This window comes from Thermodesulfatator indicus DSM 15286 (genome assembly GCF_000217795.1).
GTDB lineage: Bacteria > Desulfobacterota > Thermodesulfobacteria > Thermodesulfobacteriales > Thermodesulfatatoraceae > Thermodesulfatator > Thermodesulfatator indicus.
Genome location: NC_015681.1, coordinates 1,605,648 through 1,624,945, shown reverse-complemented (window position 1 = coordinate 1,624,945; position 19,298 = coordinate 1,605,648). Strand labels below are relative to the sequence as shown.

General features: G+C 41.0%; 20 protein-coding genes. 9 read left to right on the top strand and 11 right to left on the bottom strand.

Features of this window, described 5'->3' with window-relative positions; all coding sequences use genetic code 11:
• Positions 1-27 precede the first annotated feature (27 nt).
• From THEIN_RS07965 to THEIN_RS07935, 7 genes are read left to right on the top strand one after another with little or no spacing between them, the layout of a single operon-like run.
• The gene (locus THEIN_RS07965) at positions 28-1,080 is read left to right on the top strand and encodes an HAD hydrolase family protein (RefSeq protein ID WP_013908167.1); all 1,053 of its coding nucleotides are present in this window, start codon (positions 28-30) and stop codon (positions 1,078-1,080) included.
• A complete protein-coding gene (locus tag THEIN_RS07960) occupies positions 1,077-1,817 on the top strand; it encodes a rhomboid family intramembrane serine protease (RefSeq protein ID WP_013908166.1) in 741 nt (246 codons plus the stop codon). The genes THEIN_RS07965 and THEIN_RS07960 overlap by 4 nt, the downstream gene beginning before the upstream one ends.
• A gap of 9 nt (positions 1,818-1,826) precedes the next feature.
• Positions 1,827-2,678 carry an SDH family Clp fold serine proteinase gene (locus tag THEIN_RS07955; protein ID WP_013908165.1) on the top strand — a complete coding sequence of 284 codons (852 nt, stop codon included), beginning with the start codon at positions 1,827-1,829 and terminating at the stop codon, positions 2,676-2,678.
• 9 nt (positions 2,679-2,687) lie between these two features.
• Entirely contained in the window at positions 2,688-4,100 is a 1,413-nt protein-coding gene (locus tag THEIN_RS07950; protein WP_013908164.1) for an aminopeptidase, read from the top strand.
• Positions 4,090-4,857, top strand: a complete 768-nt coding sequence (locus THEIN_RS07945; protein WP_013908163.1) for a tRNA (adenine-N1)-methyltransferase — start codon at positions 4,090-4,092, stop codon at positions 4,855-4,857. The genes THEIN_RS07950 and THEIN_RS07945 overlap by 11 nt, the downstream gene beginning before the upstream one ends.
• 1 nt (position 4,858) lies before the next feature.
• A complete protein-coding gene (locus tag THEIN_RS07940) occupies positions 4,859-6,178 on the top strand; it encodes a class II fructose-bisphosphate aldolase (protein WP_013908162.1) in 1,320 nt (439 codons plus the stop codon).
• A gap of 23 nt (positions 6,179-6,201) precedes the next feature.
• A complete protein-coding gene (locus THEIN_RS07935) occupies positions 6,202-7,179 on the top strand; it encodes a tRNA dihydrouridine synthase (RefSeq protein WP_013908161.1) in 978 nt (325 codons plus the stop codon).
• A 150-nt stretch (positions 7,180-7,329) separates the two neighbouring features.
• On the opposite strand, the gene THEIN_RS07930 is transcribed toward THEIN_RS07935, so the two are convergent.
• A complete protein-coding gene (locus tag THEIN_RS07930; protein WP_013908160.1) occupies positions 7,330-8,682 on the bottom strand; it encodes a M23 family metallopeptidase in 1,353 nt (450 codons plus the stop codon).
• A 29-nt stretch (positions 8,683-8,711) separates the two neighbouring features.
• Between THEIN_RS07930 and THEIN_RS07925 the strand changes: the two genes are divergently transcribed.
• Complete coding sequence (locus tag THEIN_RS07925) at positions 8,712-9,299, top strand: DUF4398 domain-containing protein (protein WP_013908159.1); 588 nt, start codon at positions 8,712-8,714, stop codon at positions 9,297-9,299.
• A 3-nt stretch (positions 9,300-9,302) separates the two neighbouring features.
• Here THEIN_RS07925 and THEIN_RS07920 read toward each other — a convergent pair whose 3' ends face one another.
• The 10 genes from THEIN_RS07920 to pyrF all read right to left on the bottom strand — a co-directional run bounded on the left by THEIN_RS07920 (position 9,303) and on the right by pyrF (position 18,576).
• On the bottom strand, positions 9,303-9,491 hold the full coding sequence (locus THEIN_RS07920) for a 4Fe-4S dicluster domain-containing protein (RefSeq protein WP_013908158.1): 189 nt from the start codon (positions 9,489-9,491) through the stop codon (positions 9,303-9,305).
• A 15-nt stretch (positions 9,492-9,506) separates the two neighbouring features.
• Entirely contained in the window at positions 9,507-10,967 is a 1,461-nt protein-coding gene (locus THEIN_RS07915; protein WP_013908157.1) for a cobyrinic acid a,c-diamide synthase CobB, read from the bottom strand.
• Between the two features lie 68 nt (positions 10,968-11,035).
• Complete coding sequence (gene dsrP, locus THEIN_RS07910) at positions 11,036-12,196, bottom strand: sulfate reduction electron transfer complex DsrMKJOP subunit DsrP (protein WP_013908156.1); 1,161 nt, start codon at positions 12,194-12,196, stop codon at positions 11,036-11,038.
• 13 nt (positions 12,197-12,209) lie between these two features.
• Positions 12,210-13,007 (bottom strand): sulfate reduction electron transfer complex DsrMKJOP subunit DsrO, encoded by a 798-nt coding sequence (dsrO, locus tag THEIN_RS07905; RefSeq protein ID WP_013908155.1) that lies wholly within the window; start codon positions 13,005-13,007, stop codon positions 12,210-12,212.
• A complete protein-coding gene (gene dsrJ / locus THEIN_RS07900) occupies positions 12,941-13,384 on the bottom strand; it encodes a sulfate reduction electron transfer complex DsrMKJOP subunit DsrJ (RefSeq protein WP_013908154.1) in 444 nt (147 codons plus the stop codon). The genes dsrO and dsrJ overlap by 67 nt, the downstream gene beginning before the upstream one ends.
• Positions 13,377-15,011: a sulfate reduction electron transfer complex DsrMKJOP subunit DsrK gene (gene dsrK, locus THEIN_RS07895; protein ID WP_013908153.1), complete on the bottom strand. Its 1,635-nt coding sequence runs from the start codon at positions 15,009-15,011 to the stop codon at positions 13,377-13,379. The genes dsrJ and dsrK overlap by 8 nt, the downstream gene beginning before the upstream one ends.
• Positions 15,012-15,041: 30 nt before the next feature.
• A complete protein-coding gene (gene dsrM / locus THEIN_RS07890) occupies positions 15,042-16,052 on the bottom strand; it encodes a sulfate reduction electron transfer complex DsrMKJOP subunit DsrM (protein WP_013908152.1) in 1,011 nt (336 codons plus the stop codon).
• Between the two features lie 26 nt (positions 16,053-16,078).
• Entirely contained in the window at positions 16,079-16,612 is a 534-nt protein-coding gene (locus THEIN_RS07885; RefSeq protein ID WP_013908151.1) for an RsbRD N-terminal domain-containing protein, read from the bottom strand.
• 152 nt (positions 16,613-16,764) lie between these two features.
• Entirely contained in the window at positions 16,765-17,850 is a 1,086-nt protein-coding gene (locus THEIN_RS07880) for a DUF763 domain-containing protein (RefSeq protein ID WP_013908150.1), read from the bottom strand.
• Positions 17,851-18,576: an orotidine-5'-phosphate decarboxylase gene (gene pyrF, locus THEIN_RS07875; RefSeq protein WP_013908149.1), complete on the bottom strand. Its 726-nt coding sequence runs from the start codon at positions 18,574-18,576 to the stop codon at positions 17,851-17,853.
• Between the two features lie 27 nt (positions 18,577-18,603).
• Here pyrF and THEIN_RS07870 point away from each other — a divergent pair, with 27 nt between their 5' ends.
• Positions 18,604-19,263, top strand: a complete 660-nt coding sequence (locus tag THEIN_RS07870) for a hypothetical protein (RefSeq protein ID WP_013908148.1) — start codon at positions 18,604-18,606, stop codon at positions 19,261-19,263.
• Positions 19,264-19,298 lie beyond the last annotated feature (35 nt).

The following is a 19,298-nucleotide window of genomic DNA, read 5'->3' as shown; positions in this document are numbered from 1 at the left end:
TAGAAAAGAGCAAAAGGAGGTGTAAGTATGCCGCAGTTGAATTTGGACTGTGAAGGCCCACTGACTTTGAACGACAATGCCTTTGAACTTTGTGAGGCTTTTATCCCCAACGGGGATAAATTTTTCGCTCTTATTTCTAAATACGACGATTTCCTAGCGGATGTTGAAAAGCGCTCTGGCTATAAAGCTGGTGATACTCTAAAATTGATTTTACCCTTTTTAAAGGCCTACGATGTTACCAACGATTTAATGCGTGAATTTTCGAAAAAGACACTAAAAGTGCTCCCAGAAGCCCTACCATTTTTGCGTTTTGCTAAAGATACCTGGCCGACCTTTATTATCAGCACCAGTTATCGGCCTTATTTAGAAGCCCTAAGCGAAGTTTCTGGTTTTCCTATGGAAAATATATTTTGCACCTGGGTAGATTTAGAACAGGTAAAACTACTTCCTGAAGAAAAGAAACTTCTACAAAAACTTGCTCAAGAGATAGCCAACCTTCCCATGATTGAAATTCCCCACGAGGCTCAGGGCTTGACTGATCTTCCTCCTGAAAGCCAAAAGGTAATTCTTAAACTAGATGAAATATTCTGGAAAATTATTCCTGAAACAAACGCCGGGTATTTTCTAAACGAAGTAAATCCCATAGGAGGCACGGAAAAGGCCAAAGCCGTAAAAAAGAGCCTCTCTGTTACCGGACTTTCCTTAGAAGAAATCCTTTACATTGGGGATAGCATCACCGACGTCCAGGTCTTTGAATTGGTAAAAGAAAAAGGCGGAGCCGTCTCCTTTAACGGTAACCGTTACGCCTTGCGGGCCGCTGAATTTTATGCCCTGGCTCCTCAGGCAGCTTTTCACTCCTGTTTGGGAATAATTTTTTCTGAAGGAGGACGTGAGGCTTTAGTCCAACAGGCTAGTCAGAAAAATTTCAAAATTTGTCATAAATTACCGAAATCTCTAAAGGATTGGGCAAAAGATTTTGAGTTTGGCTTGATCAACCAAGAAGACTTTGAAGCTCTGGTTTCTAAAAGTGAAAGTTTCCGTAAAAATGTTAGAGGAGAAGCTGTAGGAGCTTTAGGATGATCCCCATACAAGACATAGTCCCAAGAAAGACCTTCCCAATAGTCACGGTAAGCCTCATCGCTTTAAACAGTTTAATATTCATTCTTATGCTTAATTTACCCGCTCAAGTTCGCGAAGCCATAGTGATCAATTTTGGCGTGGTACCAGCCCGTATCACTCAATTTGGGCTGGGAGACGCTGGCGTGGCTCTTCAAAATGTAATCTCCCTCTTTACCGCTATGTTTTTACACGGCGGCTGGATTCATCTTTTTGGAAACATGTGGACACTTTGGATTTTTGGAGACAACGTAGAAGACCGCATGGGGCACAGGCGCTTCCTTGTTTTTTATCTATTGTGCGGCATAGCTGCTACCCTGGTCCACGTTTGGTTACACCCGGATTCCACTATTCCTATGATCGGGGCCTCAGGAGCTATTTCTGGTGTTCTAGGCGCTTATTATGGACTTTTCCCTTTGGCTAGAGTCATCGTCATGATCCCTATCTTCTTTTTTCCTTTCTTTTTCGAAATGCCAGCGGTACTTTATATCGGCTGGTGGTATCTACTACAGCTCTTTTCAGGTACCCTTTCCATTCTTCACGGAAAAATTGTAGGTGGAGTGGCCTGGTGGGCCCACGTAGGTGGCTTTGTAGTGGGGCTTTTATTACATCGCCTGTTTTGTGTGGGGGAAAATTGTTTCCCAGATGAAGTACGCCCCTGGGGTGTGTCTTATAATTTAGGTGAAAAAATAAATCGTTAGGAGAAGCCTATGTCTGGAGTATCAGGCTTTGATATTTTCTGGCTAATTTTTATGATCATGATGATGCAGCCTATTTTGCGCCAAAAGTTTTTAGAAGCTGCTCGCCAAAGGATGATCCGTAAACTAGAACAAAAACGCAAGTCTCGCGTAATTCTTCTAGTACATCGCCAGGAAACCATGAGCCTCTTAGGTTTCCCCATTATGCGCTTTATAGATGTAAATGATTCGGAACAAGTCATCCGTGCTATCCACATGACTGACCCTGATGTTCCCATAGACATTATCCTTCATACTCCAGGAGGATTAGTTCTCGCCTCGTTGCAAATTGCCAAAGCCTTAAAGCGCCACAAAGCCAAAACCACCGCCTTTGTTCCTCACTACGCCATGAGTGGTGGTACCCTAATAGCCCTGGCGGCTGACGAAATCGTCATGGATGAACACGCCGTCTTAGGCCCTGTGGACCCTCAGGTTGGGCAGTTCCCGGCGGCTTCCCTGGTAAAAGTACGCCAGACCAAGCCTCTTGACAAAATAGACGACGAAACTCTGATTCTAGCCGATGTGGCCGAAAAGGCCTTAAACCAGATGGAATATAACCTTGAAGAACTCCTTAACGGCCGCTTTCCTGAAGAAAAAGTTAAAGAACTGGCCAAACTTTTGTCTCAAGGGCGCTGGACCCACGATTACCCTATAACCTTTGACGAAGCCAAAGCCCTGGGACTTCCGGTAAGCAACAATATGCCTGAAGAAATATACGAACTCATGAGCCTTTTTCCACAGCCCATGCGTCAGCAACCCTCAGTAGAATTTGCCCCATCACCCAGACGCACTCCGCCAAGGGGTAATGGGAAAAGTTTAATCTAGGAGGATAACATGACTGAAAAAAACAAACTTAAAGAATTGAAAGAAAAACTGGCCTATAAGTCTCACCACGTATGGGACAAGCTTGATGAAGACGAAAAAAAGGCCATTGAAACCTTATCAGAAGACTACAAAAGTTTTTTGAATGCCGCCAAAACCGAAAGAGAATGTGCTGCTGAAACTGTAAAACTACTGGAAAAAAGGGGTTTTAGCCCGACCAGCAGCACCAGATGGTATCACGTGTTTCGCGACAAAGTAGTGGTTGCGGTGGTAGCTGGTCGTAAACCCGTGACCGAAGGCGTCAGGCTTATTGCCAGCCACATTGATTGCCCGAGGCTTGACCTCAAGCTCCATCCCCTTTTTGAAGAATTTGAAATGGCCTACCTTAAAACACATTATTATGGTGGTATTAAAAAGTATCACTGGGTAGCCATGCCCCTTGCCCTGCACGGTGTAGTAATAAAAGCTGATGGCGAAAAAATCCAAATAAAAATTGGGGAAGACCCAAAAGACCCGGTCTTTACCATTTGCGACCTTCTTCCACATCTAGCCCGCAAAGTTCAGGGAGACAAAAAACTCTCAGAGGCCATCCCGGGTGAAAAATTAAATATTCTTTTTGGCGGTATCCCTTTACCCGATTCTGAAGAAAAAGAACGAGTTAAGTTGGGTATTTTAAAACTTCTAAATGAACGTTACGGCTTAGTTGAAGAAGACTTTATAAGTGCAGAACTTGAAATAGTACCGGCTGGTGAGGCTCGGGACGTAGGGCTTGACCGCGCCTTTATCGGTGCCTACGGCCACGATGACCGAAGCTCTGCCTTTGCTTCTCTAGCGGCTATCTTAAACCTTGAAGCCCCCCTTTATACCTCGGTAGCCCTTTTCCTTGATAAAGAAGAAATAGGTTCAGATGGAAACACCGGGGCCAAAAGCCGCCTTCTTGAAAAGATTTATTACGAGCTTCTTAAACTCCAGGGAATTAGCCCAGCTGCTGATATTGTGCTTGATACTCTTTTCAAAACTAGGGCTATTTCTGCTGATGTCACCGCAGGGATTGATCCCTTCTACATAGAAGTCCACGAAAAATTAAATGACGCCAAAATCGGCCATGGTGTAGTGGTTACCAAGTACACAGGCCACGGAGGCAAGTACGCCGCTAGCGACGCCCACGCCGAGTACGTAGGCTGGCTCAGGCGTGTGCTTAATCGGGCACGAGTTGTGTGGCAGGCTGCCTCTTTTGGTAAAGTTGACGAAGGCGGCGGAGGAACGGTAGCCAAATATCTTGCCTATCATGGCCTGGACATTATTGACTGTGGCCCTCCCCTTCTTTCCATGCATTCTCCTTTTGAAATTATCCACAAAGGAGACCTTTATATGACTTTTCGTGCCTATAAAGCCTTTTATGAGGCCGGGGAAAATGAAGATTAACCCTCAAGATCTTATTCTCCTTTGTACTGAAGAGGGAAGAACTTATTTAGTAGAAGTTTCAAAGAAAAATTTTCAAACGCACCGGGATAATTTCGACCTTGAAGGACTGATTGGCAAGCCATTTGGCAGTGTTTTAGAGGGTGCCAAGGGCTCTAGAGCCTTTGCCCTTAAACCTACTATCTATGATTTCTTGATGAAACTAAAGCGAGTAACTCAAATAATTTATCCGAAAGACATAGGCTACATTTTATTACGCCTAAACGTAGGGCCAGGCAAAACAATTCTTGAATGTGGCACAGGCTCAGGCAGCCTTCTTATGGCCTTTTCTTACGCCGTAGGCCCTGAAGGGCGGGTGATTAGCTACGAAAAAGAAAAACGCTTTCAAAATGTAGCTAAAGAAAACCTAAACCGCTTTGGCCTGGCGGAGAGGGTAGTTTTTAAAGGGGAAGCTCAAGAAAAATTTGACGAAAAAGAAGAGGTTGATGCCGTATTTCTTGATTTAAAAACTCCCTGGGACTTGCTTGAGGCCGCTTGGCAGGCCTTAAAACCTGGCTGCCCTTTAGGGATCCTCCTTCCTACAGCCAACCAGGTAAGCGAAACTTTAAAGGCCATGGAAAAATTGCCTTTTGCTGGTACGGAAGTGCTGGAAATAATGTTAAGATTTTATAAAACAAACCCTGAAAGATTCCGCCCGGAAGATAGAATGATAGGCCATACGGCCTATCTTCTTTTCAGCCGAAAAATAGTGGAGGCCTGAAATGAAAGGTTTTGAAATTACTAGAGAAGGCATAAAAATCCTTGACGAAGAAGCCGCCAGAAAGGCCCTTGATAATTTGGTTTATGAAGCCGTCTTCACTGAAGATAAAAAACTCAAAGAAAGGCAACTTACTTTAGTAAAAGAAATAGCCAAGGCCCTTGGAGCCATACCAGCTTCTATCTTTGAACTTTATAAGGCCATGGCCCAAAATTTTTTGGGTTTTACCGTACCCGCTATAAACATCCGCGGGCTCACCTATGACTTTGCCCGCACTGTTTTTAGGGTAGCTATAGCCCAGAATGTAGGAGCGGTTATTTTTGAAATAGCCCGGTCTGAAATGGGTTATACCAAACAACGCCCGTTGGAATACGCCAGCGTGGTTACAGCGGCAGCGGCTCGCGAAGGCTACACAGGGCCGGTTTTTATCCAGGGAGATCATTTTCAATTTAATCGCAAGGCCTTTTTTGCTGCCCCTGAAAAAGAAAAACAAAACATTATTAAACTCATTGATGAAGCCCTTGAGGCCGAGTTTTATCAAATAGACATTGACGCCTCCACTTTGGTAGTTCTTGACAAACCAACTCTCCGCGAACAGCAACACTATAATTCATTACTAACTGCAGAGATGACCGACTATATAAGGGAACACCAACCCGAAGGCATTACGGTAACTGTAGGTGGTGAAATTGGCGAAATCGGCGGGAAAAATAGCACTCCAGAAGAGCTGCGGGCTTTTATGGAAGAATATTTATTCCATTTAAAAAGAAAACCTGGGATCTCTAAGATAAGCGTCCAAACAGGTACAGCCCATGGTGGAGTGGTATTGCCTGACGGCTCAGTGGCCAAAGTGGCCGTTGACTTTGACACCTTAAAAAAACTTTCCGAAATTGCTCGTCAGGAATTTGGCTTGGCAGGGGCGGTACAGCACGGTGCTTCTACTCTTCCAGACGAAATGTTTCACCTCTTTCCTGAAGTGAGGTGCTGTGAAATTCATTTAGCCACTGGTTTTCAAAATTTGATTTATGATCACCCGGCTTTGCCAGAAGAATTCCGCCAGAAAATTTACACCTACCTAAAAGAAAACTTTAAAAACGAATGGAAAGAAGGCATGACCGAGGCCCAGTTCATTTATAAAGTACGCAAAAGAGGCTTCGGACCATTCAAAAAAGAGTGGTGGAATCTTGACCCGAAAATCAAAAAAGAAATAATGGCCACTTTAGCCGAAAAATTAACTTTTTTGTTCGAAAAACTAAAAGTAACAGCCACTAAAGAAGTGGTATCGCAACACGTAAAACCCACATTAGTTAACAAGCCCTTGTAAAAGCTTGCTAATTATACAAAGCGATGAAAAAACTTTTATTGCTCGCCCCTATGGCCGGCCTTACCCACGCCGCCTTTAGAGAATTAGTAGCTTCTTATGGTAAACCCGATTTCTTTTTTACAGAAATGCTAAATGTTCGGGCTATTGTTTATCAAAATCCGGAAAAAGATCCCTATTTAATAACTGCTGAAAAAGACAAACCTTTAATAGCACAGCTAGCAGGTAAAGACCCGGCCTTATTTCGCAAAGCCGTTAAACATCTGGAAAAATTGAACCTCTTTGCTGGATATGATTTAAATTTTGGTTGTGCTAGAGGAGCTATACAACGCTATGGCTGGGGTGTTTCTCTTATGAAAAAGCCGAGCTTATGCGCTGAAATAGTTGCGGCCGTAAAAGAAGTTACTACAAAGCCAATTTCTGCCAAAATAAGAAGTGGTTTTGAACACAATCCAGATAAACTCCTACATTTTGCCCAAACTATTGTAGCCGCTGGCATTGAATTTATTACTCTTCATCCTCGCACTGCTGAGGAAGGTTTCAAAAGACCAGCTCGTTGGGAAGAAATTAAGCTTTTGGTAGAAAATCTTTCTATCCCGATAATAGGGAATGGAGATATTTTTTCTCCAGAAGATGCCCAAAAATTATTTGAAACTACTGGTTGCCAGGGTGTAATGATTGGAAGGGCTGCTCTTTTGCGGCCCTGGATCTTCCGTGATATCAAAAAATTTTTCCAGAATAAAGAAATTATTAATCCGCCTTCTCCTACCGATGCTCCCTCTAAACATTGGAGTTTGATAGAGAAGCTTCTACCCAAAAAGCTTCAAGAAAAACGTTTTGAATTGTGGCTTTTCTGGTATTTACAAAACTTTCCATTTGGCCTTCATTACTTTAGGCAAGTCAAAAAAGAAAAAAACCTTGAAAAGAAATTAAATCTCTTAAAAGAGCTGCTCACGGCAGAAAAAATTAAACCCTATCCAGCCAAACCTTACCTGTTACGTTAAAGAGACCTTTGCAAAATCTTTTATTTAAGAGACTACTTCGCCAGACCTCGCCGGCCCATGTCTCAAGATTTGAGCCACCAACCAAAAGAGCTAGCTAACAATGACAAAATAAATGAGCCTAAGCCATATTTCTATTAAAATTCAAAGGCTCTACTGATTATTTTCCAATTTCTCGGCTATACGGGTTTTAACCCAATTAGGATCAAACCACTCAAGCGGTTCCACAAAAACGCCTTGGACTAGTACCGAAAAGTGAAGGTGATCTCCTCCCGCTAGTCCTGTTGTATCTGTATAACCTATTAACTGCCCTCTTTTAACCATATCTCCCTTGGCCACCGTAAAACCTGAAAGATGCGCATAAAGGCTAAACAGACCATAACCATGGTCTATAATAATGGTATTTCCGTAGATGCCTAAATAATCAGCGAAAACAACTTTTCCAGAAGCAGCAGCTGGAACAGGAGCTCCTGCTACTGAAGCAAGATCAATTCCCATATGATAAGCATTGCCTATTTTTTTGCCTTTGTAGTAATAGGTACGATAATCCCCAAATAAAGCCCTAGTTGCTGATTTAGGTAGTTGTAAAAAGAATTTATAGCCATAGAATTCTTTTATTTGTGAAATTTTGGCAATTTCTGATATTTTCTTATTGTTTTCTTTACGAAGTTCTGTATTGATATAAATAAAAGCTTTTAACATGTCATCTCTGGGAATTTGAGGATACCGATCCCAAAATTCGGGTATCTTTCGTTCAAGAAATCGATCTGAAATATTGATTACATCTCGACGATATTTTTTAGACTTTAAATAAAAGGCCACGGGGAAAGTAGCTTTATTCCCGGCTTCATCTTGAGCCTCTATATACATACGATGTACACGTTTTTTGTTAAGAGGTATGGCCACTAGACAATAATAAAGATTAGTTTTTTTAGGATCGGGATAACCTTTAAAAAATAAATTATCTACCATTATACCCTGGCGAACTACTGGCTCTGAAATAGAATAGACCACCAAGTTACTGCCGCCTGGAACAAAATAATGCATAGGGGATTTAACCACAATGTGGGGCGAAGTAAGATCAAGCAAAACTTTCTTTTGATAGGCAATCCAGTTTCCCTTTAACTTATTGCGCCAAGAAGCATCTACCACCTTGATTATTAAAGTAGCCTGGCCATCTTTAAAACCCAATTTAAAAGGCGAAAAAGTTACCTCAAAATCGGCTTCTTTTACTGAAGAGCCCCATATAGGATCTACTTCATATTTTTTTTCAAAGACCTTTTCAATCTTTTTATTTTGTTCCAAAAAGATAGATATTTCTCGAATACCAGAACGATTATCAGCTACTTTTAATTCTAATCTAGCCTCTTTACCTAAGGCTTTAGGCAGGGAAAGCTTTTCAACTACAGGAGGATTACCTTCAAATTTAAAGAAAAACAAAAAAGACAATACACCCACAATGGCTACAAGCAGTAACAATAAAAAAATGGATAAAATCTTCTTCACTTTTCCCACCTTATTTTTATAATTCTTTCATGAGAATGTTTTTCTTTCATATAGTAAATTTTCGGCAAACTTCAAAGGCCCTTCTTTATATTTTACTTTTGGGTACCTTATTTTTTTCCACAGGATTCACCCTACCAGAAAAAGTAGAAAATCTGTTAAAACAGATACCTTATCTTAATAAAGTTTTAAAAAAGGAAAAAGTCCCTAACGAGCTTTTAGAAAAAACCCAAAAAGCTCTTGAAAAGGCCTTTTGGGAGGGAGCTCCTAAATTTGCTCCCAAGCCGTGGCAAAAGGCTCAGGACTACTTTCAGAAAGCCCAAAAAGCTCTTGAAGAAAAAAATTATCGTTATACTCAATTCTATTTAGAAAAATCTCTGGAATGGGCTAAAAAGGCCGAAGAAAAAGCTATCAAAGAAAGAAAAAGGCAAAAAATAAAAGCCCAAGAAAAATTGAAAAAATTTCTAACTTTACATTCCGAAATTAAAAAGGATCCCAATTGGCAAATAAAGATAAGGCTATTGGAAGAGTTTATTAAATATGAAAAATTTGAAGAGTTTGAAAAGGAATTTAAAAAAATTCAGGAAGAATTAAAGAAGGGGGGCCAAGCCCCCTTCTAAAAGCTACATTTCAGTAACAGTGATAGCACCCTCAGGGCAAACTTCTACACAGGTCTCACAGCCAAGACAATCTTCAGGGCGAGCAATCACAGGCTTTCCATCTTCGCCTTCATCAAAGACCTGAGCAGGGCAGGAATCAATGCATTCGCCGTCTGCAGCACACTTGTCGTAATCGATGGTAATTTCAAACATACGCGCCTCCTTATTTTAAGATTTAATAAAATTGTTAATTCCATTTAACACCAAAGTTTGATCCTGACAAATATTTCTAAAATCAAAAGTTAAACCTTCTTTCCATTTTTTGGCCGCTTCTATTAAACCTACGGCCCAAACCGGTATACCTAAAACATGGACATGGGTATAGGCTCCAAAAATATTTTTATACACCACTCCATCATAGCCTTGGTAAAAACCATGGCCTTTGGAAAGTTTCATCACTAAAGAAAAATCACCCTTTTGCCAGTTTATAGGTTTTGAATAATGAAATTCATGTCCCGATAATTCCATATTTAAAGGATAGAAGGGGTTTTCAGCCACAATTTTAGCCTTTACGTATCCGTGTCCTTGAGGCTTTTCTCCCACCTCGAAATCAATGGGTAAGGCTCCTACCATATCAAAAGCTTTATTTTGCCATAAAATACGACGTCCAAGATACATTAAGCCACCGCACTCAGCATAAATTGGAAGGCCAGCTAGGGCAGCTTCTTTAATGTCTTTTCTCAAAGAGGAATTGGCCTCTAAATATTCGGCCTGAGTTTCAGGGAACCCTCCACCAATGTAAAGAGCATCAAGACTAGGAAGAGATGAATCTCTTAAAGCATCTAAGAAAATAAGCTCTGCCCCAAGAGCAGTTAAAGCTTCTAAATTTTCAGGATAATAAAATTGAAAGGCTTCATCTCGAAAAACACCAATTTTTACATCTTTTTCTCTATTTGGCCAAAATATTGGCACACTTGAAGAAAAAGAGGGAGCATTTTGAGCTACTTCTAAAACTTTATCTAAGTCCACATTTTCTTTAATCTTTTCTGTTAAAATTTTAATAATAACTTCGCCTTCTCCATGTTCCTGCCAAGGAAGTAATCCCAAATGTCTCATAGGAAAGGAAAAGTTCTTGAGTCTAGGAAGCACTCCTAAAACATTAAGGTCAGTATAAGTTTCTATAGAGCGAGTAATAATATCAGCATGCCTAAGGCGAACAATTTGATTTAAAATAACACCACCAAAAATCAAATCAGGTTCAAGAACCTGACAACCTTTAACAAAAGCTGCCAAAGTTCTCGTAACTTTAGTACAATCTAAGACGAGAATAACAGGTGTCTTGAGGATCCTGGCTAATTGTGCACTGCTACAACTTCCCTGAACATCAACTCCATCAAGAAGACCACGGTTACCTTCAATAATAGCAATAGCATCAGAGGCAGCATGAGACAAAAAAGAAGAAAGAATGATTTCTGAAGACATTAAAAAAGGGTCGAGATTATAGCAAGGCCGCTTAGCAGCAAAGGCAAGCCAACCAGCATCGATATAATCAGGGCCTTTTTTAAAGGGAATAACATTACTTCCAATAGACGATAAAGCCGAAACCAGACCTAAAGAAACTAAAGTCTTCCCTGCCCCTCCTTTTTGTGCAGAAATCAAGAGACGAGGAAAGTTTATTAAAGAAGACATACGCAATAAATCCTCGTTAAAAATATAAAGCCGGGCATGGGCCCGGCTTTATTGGTCCTCAGTAAGAATTAAATTAATCTTCTACTTTCCATTACAGAAATAACCATTTTATAAAGGATAGTAATGACCAGAAAACCAAACGCCCAAATGCCTATAGCAATCATAACTTCTGGTAATGTGGGGGTATATTCGGTAATTTCTTCTAGAGGATTAGGAATAAAACCACCTATAACCAATCCCATTCCCTTATCAATCCAGGTTCCCAAAACAACTAGTGCACAAAGGAAAGGAAGAATTTGTAAATTATTACGAACTTTAGGAATGACTAATAGTATAGCGGCCACTGCCATAGAAATATATGCAGTCCACATCCAAGGCACTAATTTATAATGCCCTTCTAAGCCAAAGAAAAGATACTGTAATGGATGCTTGTGGGTGGGAATATTACTATACAAGGCCGTAAAAAGCTCACAACCAAACAAAAACAAATTAGCAATCAAAGCATAAGTAATAGTTTTAGCTAACGCCTTTATAGCTTTTTCTCCTGGATCAAATCGCGTAAACGCTTTAACAATATAAAGTAAAATTAAAAGAAGTGCCGGCCCAGAGCAAAAAGCTGACGCAAGAAATCGAGGAGCCATTACAGCGGTAAGCCAAAGATGACGATCAGGCATACCAGCATACAAAAAGGCCGTAACAGTATGAATACTAAAGGCCCAGGGAATAGAAAGATAAATAAAAGGCTTAACCCACTTGGGATATTTAGTACCTTTATACATGGCAGAAAGAGCGGTCCATCCGCAAATAATATTAAGCATCAAATAACCGCATAAAACTATCATGTCATAAAACATGACAGAATTAGGAGTAGGATGTAAAGCCACGTTCATAACACGATGAGTTTGACCAATATCAACAAGAATAAAAAGAATACACATCAAAACCGCGGCTATAGCCATGAACTCACCAAATATAACTAACCGAGCGTATTCCTTATAGTTATGTAAATAATAAGGCAAGACCACCATAACCCCCGAGGCTGCAATCCCCACTAGGTAAGTAAACTGACAAACATAGAGACCCCAGGAAACATCGCGACTCATCCCAGTAATACCTAAACCAACTTGCATCTGATATATAAAACAAGCAAGTCCAATAAGAAACAAAAACGCTAAGAAAAATACTAAAGCATAATACTTTTTACTTCCAACTAAAGCCTTCTCAAACATAGGTCCACCTCACTTAAATGATATAAAATACACAAGGACCAGTACCTAAATTGACTTTTCTACGTATTGTATGATGCTTCCTGAGCAATTCATTAACCTTAGAATTAGGATCAGCTAAATCTCCAAAGGTTATAGCACCATACTTACATGCTCTGACACATATTGGCAACTTCCCTTCATGTAACTGATCAAAACAAAAAATACATTTTTCTACTACGCCTCGCATCCTAGTAGGATAGGCGTAATTAGGTTTGTTAATATAAGGACGAGGATCAAACCAATTAAAATTACGAGCTCCAAAAGGACATGCTCCCATACAAAAACGACAGCCAATACAACGGTGCATATCCATCATTACAATGCCATCCTCTCGTTTAAAAGTAGCCTGTGTAGGACACACCCTAACACACGGAGGACTTTCACAATGGTTACACAAAACTATAATACGTTTTTCTTTTATATAGTCCGCATCATATTCATTATACTGGTACGGGAACGCATTATGGAAGTGCGTATCCCAAATCCATTTTATTTCATGTTTTTTATCAGGAAACTTGGGCACATTATGCCAACTATGGCACGCCTCTATACAATCCCTACACTCAGGGTGTTCGGTACATATCCGGGTATCAATAACCATTGCCCACCGACCGGCCACCAAAGAATTTGGGCCAGGCTTATATGTTTGGGCCCTTACTTTCTGTCCGGATAAAAGGCCAGCTGTAGCCGAAGCCCAAACCCCAACTAATGATGCGAAGCCGGCTGCTTTGAGAAAGCCTCTTCTTTTAATTTTACGTTTTTTGTCGCCCATACTTTCATCTCCTCCGGCGAATAGTGACAATTCCAACAATAAGGTTTTACTTCTACAAAATTATGACACCTATCACAAAACTTACTACGACTAGGATGACATTTTAGACACCCTTCCTGAAACTTTATAGGAAAAGTCTGCCCTTTTGAATTAACATATTCAAACTGTCCGTTTCTAACTAATTCATTACGCCATTCATTAAGAAGCTTCATGTGATCACGAGCCATAAACTTTCTATCTTCCACACAATTTTTGTACTGCTTTGGCAACTCCAGTTCTATCCTGGGGGCAGCCTTTCCCAAATTCCACCAAAATGGCAACGTCACCAACACAACCAATACAACAATTCCTGGGATAACTTTGCCGGCATCATGCATTTTCTTCGCCCTCCGGCTTCAAAGGTTCTTGACGCAAGTTAAGTTCACGCTCTCTTTCCCCTTTCTTCTCATGAGGAAAGACCAAGGCGTTAGCTACTAATTCGTGGACCCCGCAAACCTGTACTTCGGGCACCCAGTAATTCATAAGGGTGGGCAGAGCCGCACGGTCAATGGCACAAATACAGGCTAACATATTGACACCATATTTTTCATGGACATACTTAACAGCATTGGCCCTGGGTAGGCCACCTCGCATACGCATGTCCATAAATTCATCCGTGTTAAGACCAGAACCACTACCACAACAGAATGTCTTTTCACGAATAGTGTTTTCAGGCATTTCATAAAAATTGTTACATACATTCTTAAGGATAAACCTAGGTTCTTCAAAAAAGCCCATACCACGAGATGGGTTACAAGAATCATGATAAGTAACCACATACTTATCATTGCGTGAAGGATCTAAGTCAAGTTTACCATGAGCAATGAGGTCTGCTGTAAATTCACAAATGTGGATCATCTTGGTAGATTTGGCATGCTCAAAAACCGTCCCGGTAATCGGGCTACGAGGTACTTCAAGGTTCTTAGGGGCCGGACCTGTAGCGGTATCCATGTACTGATGTTTTACACGCCACATATGACCACATTCACCACCAATAATAAATCGGACACCCAAGCGCTCGGCCTCGTGATAGATCTTGGCATTAATCTTGGCCATCGCCTCGTGAGAGGTGAACAAACCAAAGTTGCCACCCTCAGAGGCATAGGTGCTCATGGTCCAGTCAATATCAAGATAATTGAAGAGCATTATGTAACCCATCATGGTGTAAATACCAGGATCAGCAAAATAGTCACCAGATGGAGTTACGAAAAGTACTTCAGCACCTTTCTTATTGAAAGGCACCTCCATTTTAAGGCCGGTTACTTCTTCTATGTCCCAGCACAGGAACTCAATATTTTCTTTAACCGTATGCGGCTGGAGACCCAAGTGGTTTCCAATCTTGAAACAGTTACGAACAGGCTCAAGTATCCAGTTAATATTACAGCCAACAAGATGGAGCAATTCACGCCCCATCATGGTAACTTCACAAGTGTCGATCCCGTAGGGGCAAAACACAGAGCAACGGCGGCACTCACTGCACTGATAAAAGTAATAAAACCATTCCTTGATTATATCCTCGTTTAATTTCCGAGCTCCCGCTAACTTTCCAAAAAACTTACCTTGCCAAGTAAGCTCACCTTTAATAACAGAGCGAAGAAGCTCTGCCCTTAAAACAGGCATATTTTTAGGATCACCAGATCCCAAAAAGTAGTGACACTTATCGGCACAGGCACCACAACGCACGCAGATGTCCATAAAAAGCTTAAAGGATCGATACTTTTTAAGACGATCAATAATACCTTCTACAACAATCTCGCGGCTATTAGACGGTAGCTTCCAGTCATCATCTAATGGAGACCACTCACGCGGGTTAGGAAAACCTATCTCTTCTAGAATATTCTTTTTGGCTGGATAACAAAAACGCCCAGGTTTAATCTCTGGAGGAACATCGTCCATCCAGTCCTTCTCAGGTGGTGTCCAATCTAGAGTCTTAAGTAATTCATCAGGTTTAGGCATCTTGGCCATGGCTAACCTCTCCGTTTATTATTTCAATTCTTAAGCTTCTTTCTTCTTATAACAATCTTCATCTATAGGCTGACCAGACTGCTCAAGCTGTTCCTTAAACTCTTCCTGCCATTCACAATAAGTTTTAAATTTGGGCTTCTGCCACCAAGGCGCCGGCTCATGACGCTTAGCGCGGCTGTTATTGGCCAAGTTTCTTGTAGGACTAAAGAAAACACCCGCCATATGGACTAGTTTGCTAAAGGGGAAATAAGCCATCAAGGCACACAAGAAAGTAAGGTGTATGTAAAAAATTACTCCTACATCTGGTACCTTCGGGCTGAAGTGAACAAGACCCATGGTGAATTCTTTAACTTGAAAGAGATCCACCCTAAAGAAGTAACGCATAAGGATACCCGAAATAACCAGTCCTAATATAAGAAAAAGAGGCATAAAATCAGAGCCTAAAGAAATGTAGCGAAGCTTCGGATCTGACAAGCGACGTAAAAGGAGATATGTCAAGGCCACCAAAATGACTCCGTCTGTAATGTAGAAGAAAGGAAGACCTATGTGAAGAAAAGCGTCAACCTGTTCGATAATTCCTATAAATCCAGGGACAGGGTAAGTAAAGAAACGCAGATGGCGAATCAAAATAATAAGAAAACAATAATGAAAAGCTATCGCCCCCAGCCAAAGCCATTTACTAGAACCATAAAGAAGATTTGGTCCCTTAAGCTCCGCCTTAAGGTTCCTAAAAAGAGAACGAAAGGCAAAGACTTCCAAAGCCATTCTAATAGCTACTTCAAAATTATTGAACGGAGACTCAAGACGACTGCGCTTGACCCACTTAAGAGACTTTTGCTGACCACAGGTGGTAACAATCCTAAACGGCACAGGCACTTTAGCCCACTCAACAATCCTATAAATTATTCCCCCAAGAAAGACCAAAAACGCCGCGTAAGGAATTACCACCGCGAACAAAGCTTTAAAACCAATAACCCCAGCCCCAAGCCAAACAAAGACAACTAAACCTAAAGCGATAAGTAATGCGAATACAGCACCCATATATATACCTCTCTTAACTTATCATATTATTGCGGAGGCAAACTTCCTTCTCTTTCGTCATAAATCATCTTGGCCCTTCTTAGCAGCATATACATACGACTCTTCCATTCTTCAACCTTTAAATGATACAATCTTTCCCTACATTGCTGGTATATTTCAAAACCTTTCAAGGTTATCTCGTCTATTTGTTCTTCAAGTTTCAAAAACTCTTGTAAAAGGCCTTTATCTTCTAATTCGTCTTCAAGGACTTCTCTTATTGCCCGCTTGAGCAAGGGGAAAACTTTTACAGCTTGAGACGGGGTAAATTCTTGGACTGCCCTTAATCTTATTATTTCGTCAATACATTCCGCAATGCGTTTTTCATCACCTTTACCAGCTAGCTCTTCCAAAATACCTATAACACCAGCACTAATTTTAGCACCAACAGGATTGTCGAACTGGTCTTTGTTTTTACGGAAAAAAGCCGCTGCCTCTGGTGGATAAGTTTCAAGTATTAATTCGTACCACCTGGTCTCTATATCTGCTCTATTTTCGTTGATAAGTTCCTTGAGCTTGTCCATGGTTCCTCGCTTCGTTAGGCTATCTTGTGCTTTTAAAAAATTTTTCTTCTCTGGTCAAGAGTTAAAAATAACCACCTGACCATATTGACCTTTTAAAAACTCTTGCCATTTCCCTAAAAACAACATTTACAACTAAATTTTACCAAATAAGGTCAATTGAAAATTTTTCTTAACCTCTTAAAGGCTTTATTTTTTTCAGAATATTCAATGCGAGCCGTTTTTAACAATTCCTCAATATAGTTGATGGTTTTATCGTATATTTTTGTATCAACAGGGAAAGGGATACCATCTTTACCACCATGAGCGAAGGAGTACTTGGCGGGATCCTCTCGAGAAGCAGAAACATCATAAATCAACTCTGACACCAAGGTTAAAGCCCTTAAACTTTTGGGGCCAAGCCCTTCTATTTTTAATAAGTCTTCAAAAGAATTTGGTTGTCTTTCATAGGTTTTTAGCAAGACTTTATTAAGCCCTCTTGGTGAAAGATCTTTTTCAGACAACCTGTGACGGGCAGGAAAAACCAGCTTCTTAGCTGAGTTTATCTCTTTTAAAATTTTTTCAGGTGGCTCTTTAAGCAAATTTATCAACACCTTTCTAACTTCTGAACTATCTTTAGCCACTAAGTTTAGCACTTTTTTTTCGCGGCGCTGAGAAGCAATACCTGAGTGAGGTTCGTTAACAAAGCTTTTTACTTCTTCACCAAGCCAGTGATAACGCCTGGCATAAGCAGTTTCCTGATTCATTCCCTGTTGTACTACTGACCAGGCCCCCTTCTTGGTAAAAAAGAAGGTATGGTGATAAAGCTGATAGCCGTCTTGTAAAGCGGTATTATCCACTTTAGCCACTAAACGGCTATAATCCACCAAAACTTTGTAATCAGATGGCAATCCCTTTTTTGCAAGCCAGCTTTCAATTTCCTGAGGAGTCCTTCGTGATGCCCTGGCTTTGCCTCCACAAACAAATATACCAAGATCGTTGGCCATAGGGGTTAAGGCCTCTTTTAAGGCCCCACACACCGTAGTGGTAAGCCCGGAGGAATGCCAGTCAAACCCCAACACACAACCAAAAGCCTGAAACCAATGAGGATCCGCCATGCGGCGCAAAAACTCTTCAGGCCCAAACTCGTAAACGATAACTTCTACCAGAGCTTTAGAAAGCCTAACCATACGGCTAAAAAGCCACCGTGGAGCATGGCCTCCATGCAAAGGAAGCTCGGCCAGTCCGGTTCTTTTAGCCATTTAAAATCCTCTTTTTTCAAAAGCCTCTTTCATTTCAGCAAGAATCTTTTGAGCAGCCCCACAAGGGTCATCTGCCTGTCTTATAGGCCTCCCGATAACCAGATAATCTGCTCCATTGAGAATAGCTTCAGCTGGAGTAACCACCCGGGCTTGATCCTGTGGGTCTGCTGCCCACTCTGGCCTTACCCCTGGGACAATAGTTTTCAAGTGCCGATAGGCCTCTTTTACCGCTGAGACTTCTTTTCCAGAACAAACTACGCCGTGACAACCAGCGCGATAAGCAAGGTTTGCTAACCTTAAAACAGCTTCTTTAACGTCGCGAGAAAGTTCGGGGGCATAACCTATCTCCATAAGTTCAGCCCGGGTGTGAGAGGTAAGGACTGTAACCCCGAATACTTTAGTACCCCCTTCAACGGCTTCTACAGTGCGACGTACTGCCTGGCGTCCAGCCAGCATGTGGACCGTAAGAATGTCTACCCCGTGGCGGCTAGCAGCCCTAGCTGCTTGCTCCATGGTGGCCGGAATATCGTGGAGCTTTAAGTCTAAAAAAATATCATCAGCCCCAGCTTCTCTTACTTTTTCTATGGCTACAGGACCATGGGCCACAAAAAGCTCAAGCCCTATTTTGAAAACCCCAACATTATCTTTAAGCTGGCTTACCCACTTTTGAGCCTCATTAAGAGAAGAGACATCAAGAGGAAAGATTAAACGACGTTTTACTTCCACAAGGCCTCCTATATAATAGTGTTTAAAATGGCTATACTTAAAATTAACGCTAATTTTGACAGTGATTCTAAGGTAAGGCAATTTATTTCTCAAAAGGAAATATTTGTTCTAGGAACCATTCACCGCCTACCTGAAAACCAAGAAATATTGAAAAAGTTTTTGCTATTTATAAAGCCGGCCGTTATAACAGTAGAGATTAGTCCTTATTCCGTATCTTTGCGTCGTAAAAAAGAAAAAATTTGGCTTAAAACTTTTTTAGAGATCCTAGCTAAAGAAAAATTATCACTTACCCCAGCCCTTGAAAATTTCAGAAGAATTCTTGAAATGCCTTATGAATATAAAATTGCCAGAGAATTAAATATAGCACCAGTAGTACCTGTGGACCTGAATGCTCCAGCCAGGAAATACTTAAAAGAACTAGAACAAGCCCTCACCCCTGAAAATTTAAAAAAATTAACCACCATGCCGTTTAATCCACAAAGAGAGAAAGGGCTGGTTTATTTGTTTCTAAAAGGTCTTTACCAGCCACCAGTGAATCCTTACGATAAATTGCGTGAAACTTATATGGCTAAGAAAATTAAAACACTTGCCAAGAGGAAACCACTGGTTCACATAGGAGGGTGGAGACATTTAGCTGGTTTAACTTCTCACCTAAAAGAGGTATCAACTGCCATCGTTTTACCTTAAAAAAATCTTTCCGATAAGACAAAAGGAGGGACTCA

Excerpts from the sequence above, each read along its gene's own strand:
- THEIN_RS07925 (WP_013908159.1), top strand. The coding sequence starts at position 8,712 with ATGAGAATGTTTTTCTTTCATATAGTAAATTTTCGGCAAACTTCAAAG.
- THEIN_RS07885 (WP_013908151.1), bottom strand. The coding sequence starts at position 16,612 with ATGGACAAGCTCAAGGAACTTATCAACGAAAATAGAGCAGATATAGAG.
- dsrJ (WP_013908154.1), bottom strand. The coding sequence starts at position 13,384 with ATGCATGATGCCGGCAAAGTTATCCCAGGAATTGTTGTATTGGTTGTG.
- THEIN_RS07915 (WP_013908157.1), bottom strand. The coding sequence starts at position 10,967 with ATGTCTTCTTTAATAAACTTTCCTCGTCTCTTGATTTCTGCACAAAAA.
- dsrO (WP_013908155.1), bottom strand. The coding sequence starts at position 13,007 with ATGGGCGACAAAAAACGTAAAATTAAAAGAAGAGGCTTTCTCAAAGCA.
- dsrP (WP_013908156.1), bottom strand. The coding sequence starts at position 12,196 with ATGTTTGAGAAGGCTTTAGTTGGAAGTAAAAAGTATTATGCTTTAGTA.
- THEIN_RS07880 (WP_013908150.1), bottom strand. The coding sequence starts at position 17,850 with ATGGCTAAAAGAACCGGACTGGCCGAGCTTCCTTTGCATGGAGGCCAT.
- THEIN_RS07965 (WP_013908167.1), top strand. The coding sequence starts at position 28 with ATGCCGCAGTTGAATTTGGACTGTGAAGGCCCACTGACTTTGAACGAC.
- THEIN_RS07950 (WP_013908164.1), top strand. The coding sequence starts at position 2,688 with ATGACTGAAAAAAACAAACTTAAAGAATTGAAAGAAAAACTGGCCTAT.
- THEIN_RS07945 (WP_013908163.1), top strand. The coding sequence starts at position 4,090 with ATGAAGATTAACCCTCAAGATCTTATTCTCCTTTGTACTGAAGAGGGA.
- THEIN_RS07920 (WP_013908158.1), bottom strand. The coding sequence starts at position 9,491 with ATGTTTGAAATTACCATCGATTACGACAAGTGTGCTGCAGACGGCGAA.
- THEIN_RS07870 (WP_013908148.1), top strand. The coding sequence starts at position 18,604 with ATGGCTATACTTAAAATTAACGCTAATTTTGACAGTGATTCTAAGGTA.
- dsrM (WP_013908152.1), bottom strand. The coding sequence starts at position 16,052 with ATGGGTGCTGTATTCGCATTACTTATCGCTTTAGGTTTAGTTGTCTTT.
- THEIN_RS07960 (WP_013908166.1), top strand. The coding sequence starts at position 1,077 with ATGATCCCCATACAAGACATAGTCCCAAGAAAGACCTTCCCAATAGTC.
- THEIN_RS07935 (WP_013908161.1), top strand. The coding sequence starts at position 6,202 with ATGAAAAAACTTTTATTGCTCGCCCCTATGGCCGGCCTTACCCACGCC.
- THEIN_RS07955 (WP_013908165.1), top strand. The coding sequence starts at position 1,827 with ATGTCTGGAGTATCAGGCTTTGATATTTTCTGGCTAATTTTTATGATC.
- dsrK (WP_013908153.1), bottom strand. The coding sequence starts at position 15,011 with ATGGCCAAGATGCCTAAACCTGATGAATTACTTAAGACTCTAGATTGG.
- THEIN_RS07940 (WP_013908162.1), top strand. The coding sequence starts at position 4,859 with ATGAAAGGTTTTGAAATTACTAGAGAAGGCATAAAAATCCTTGACGAA.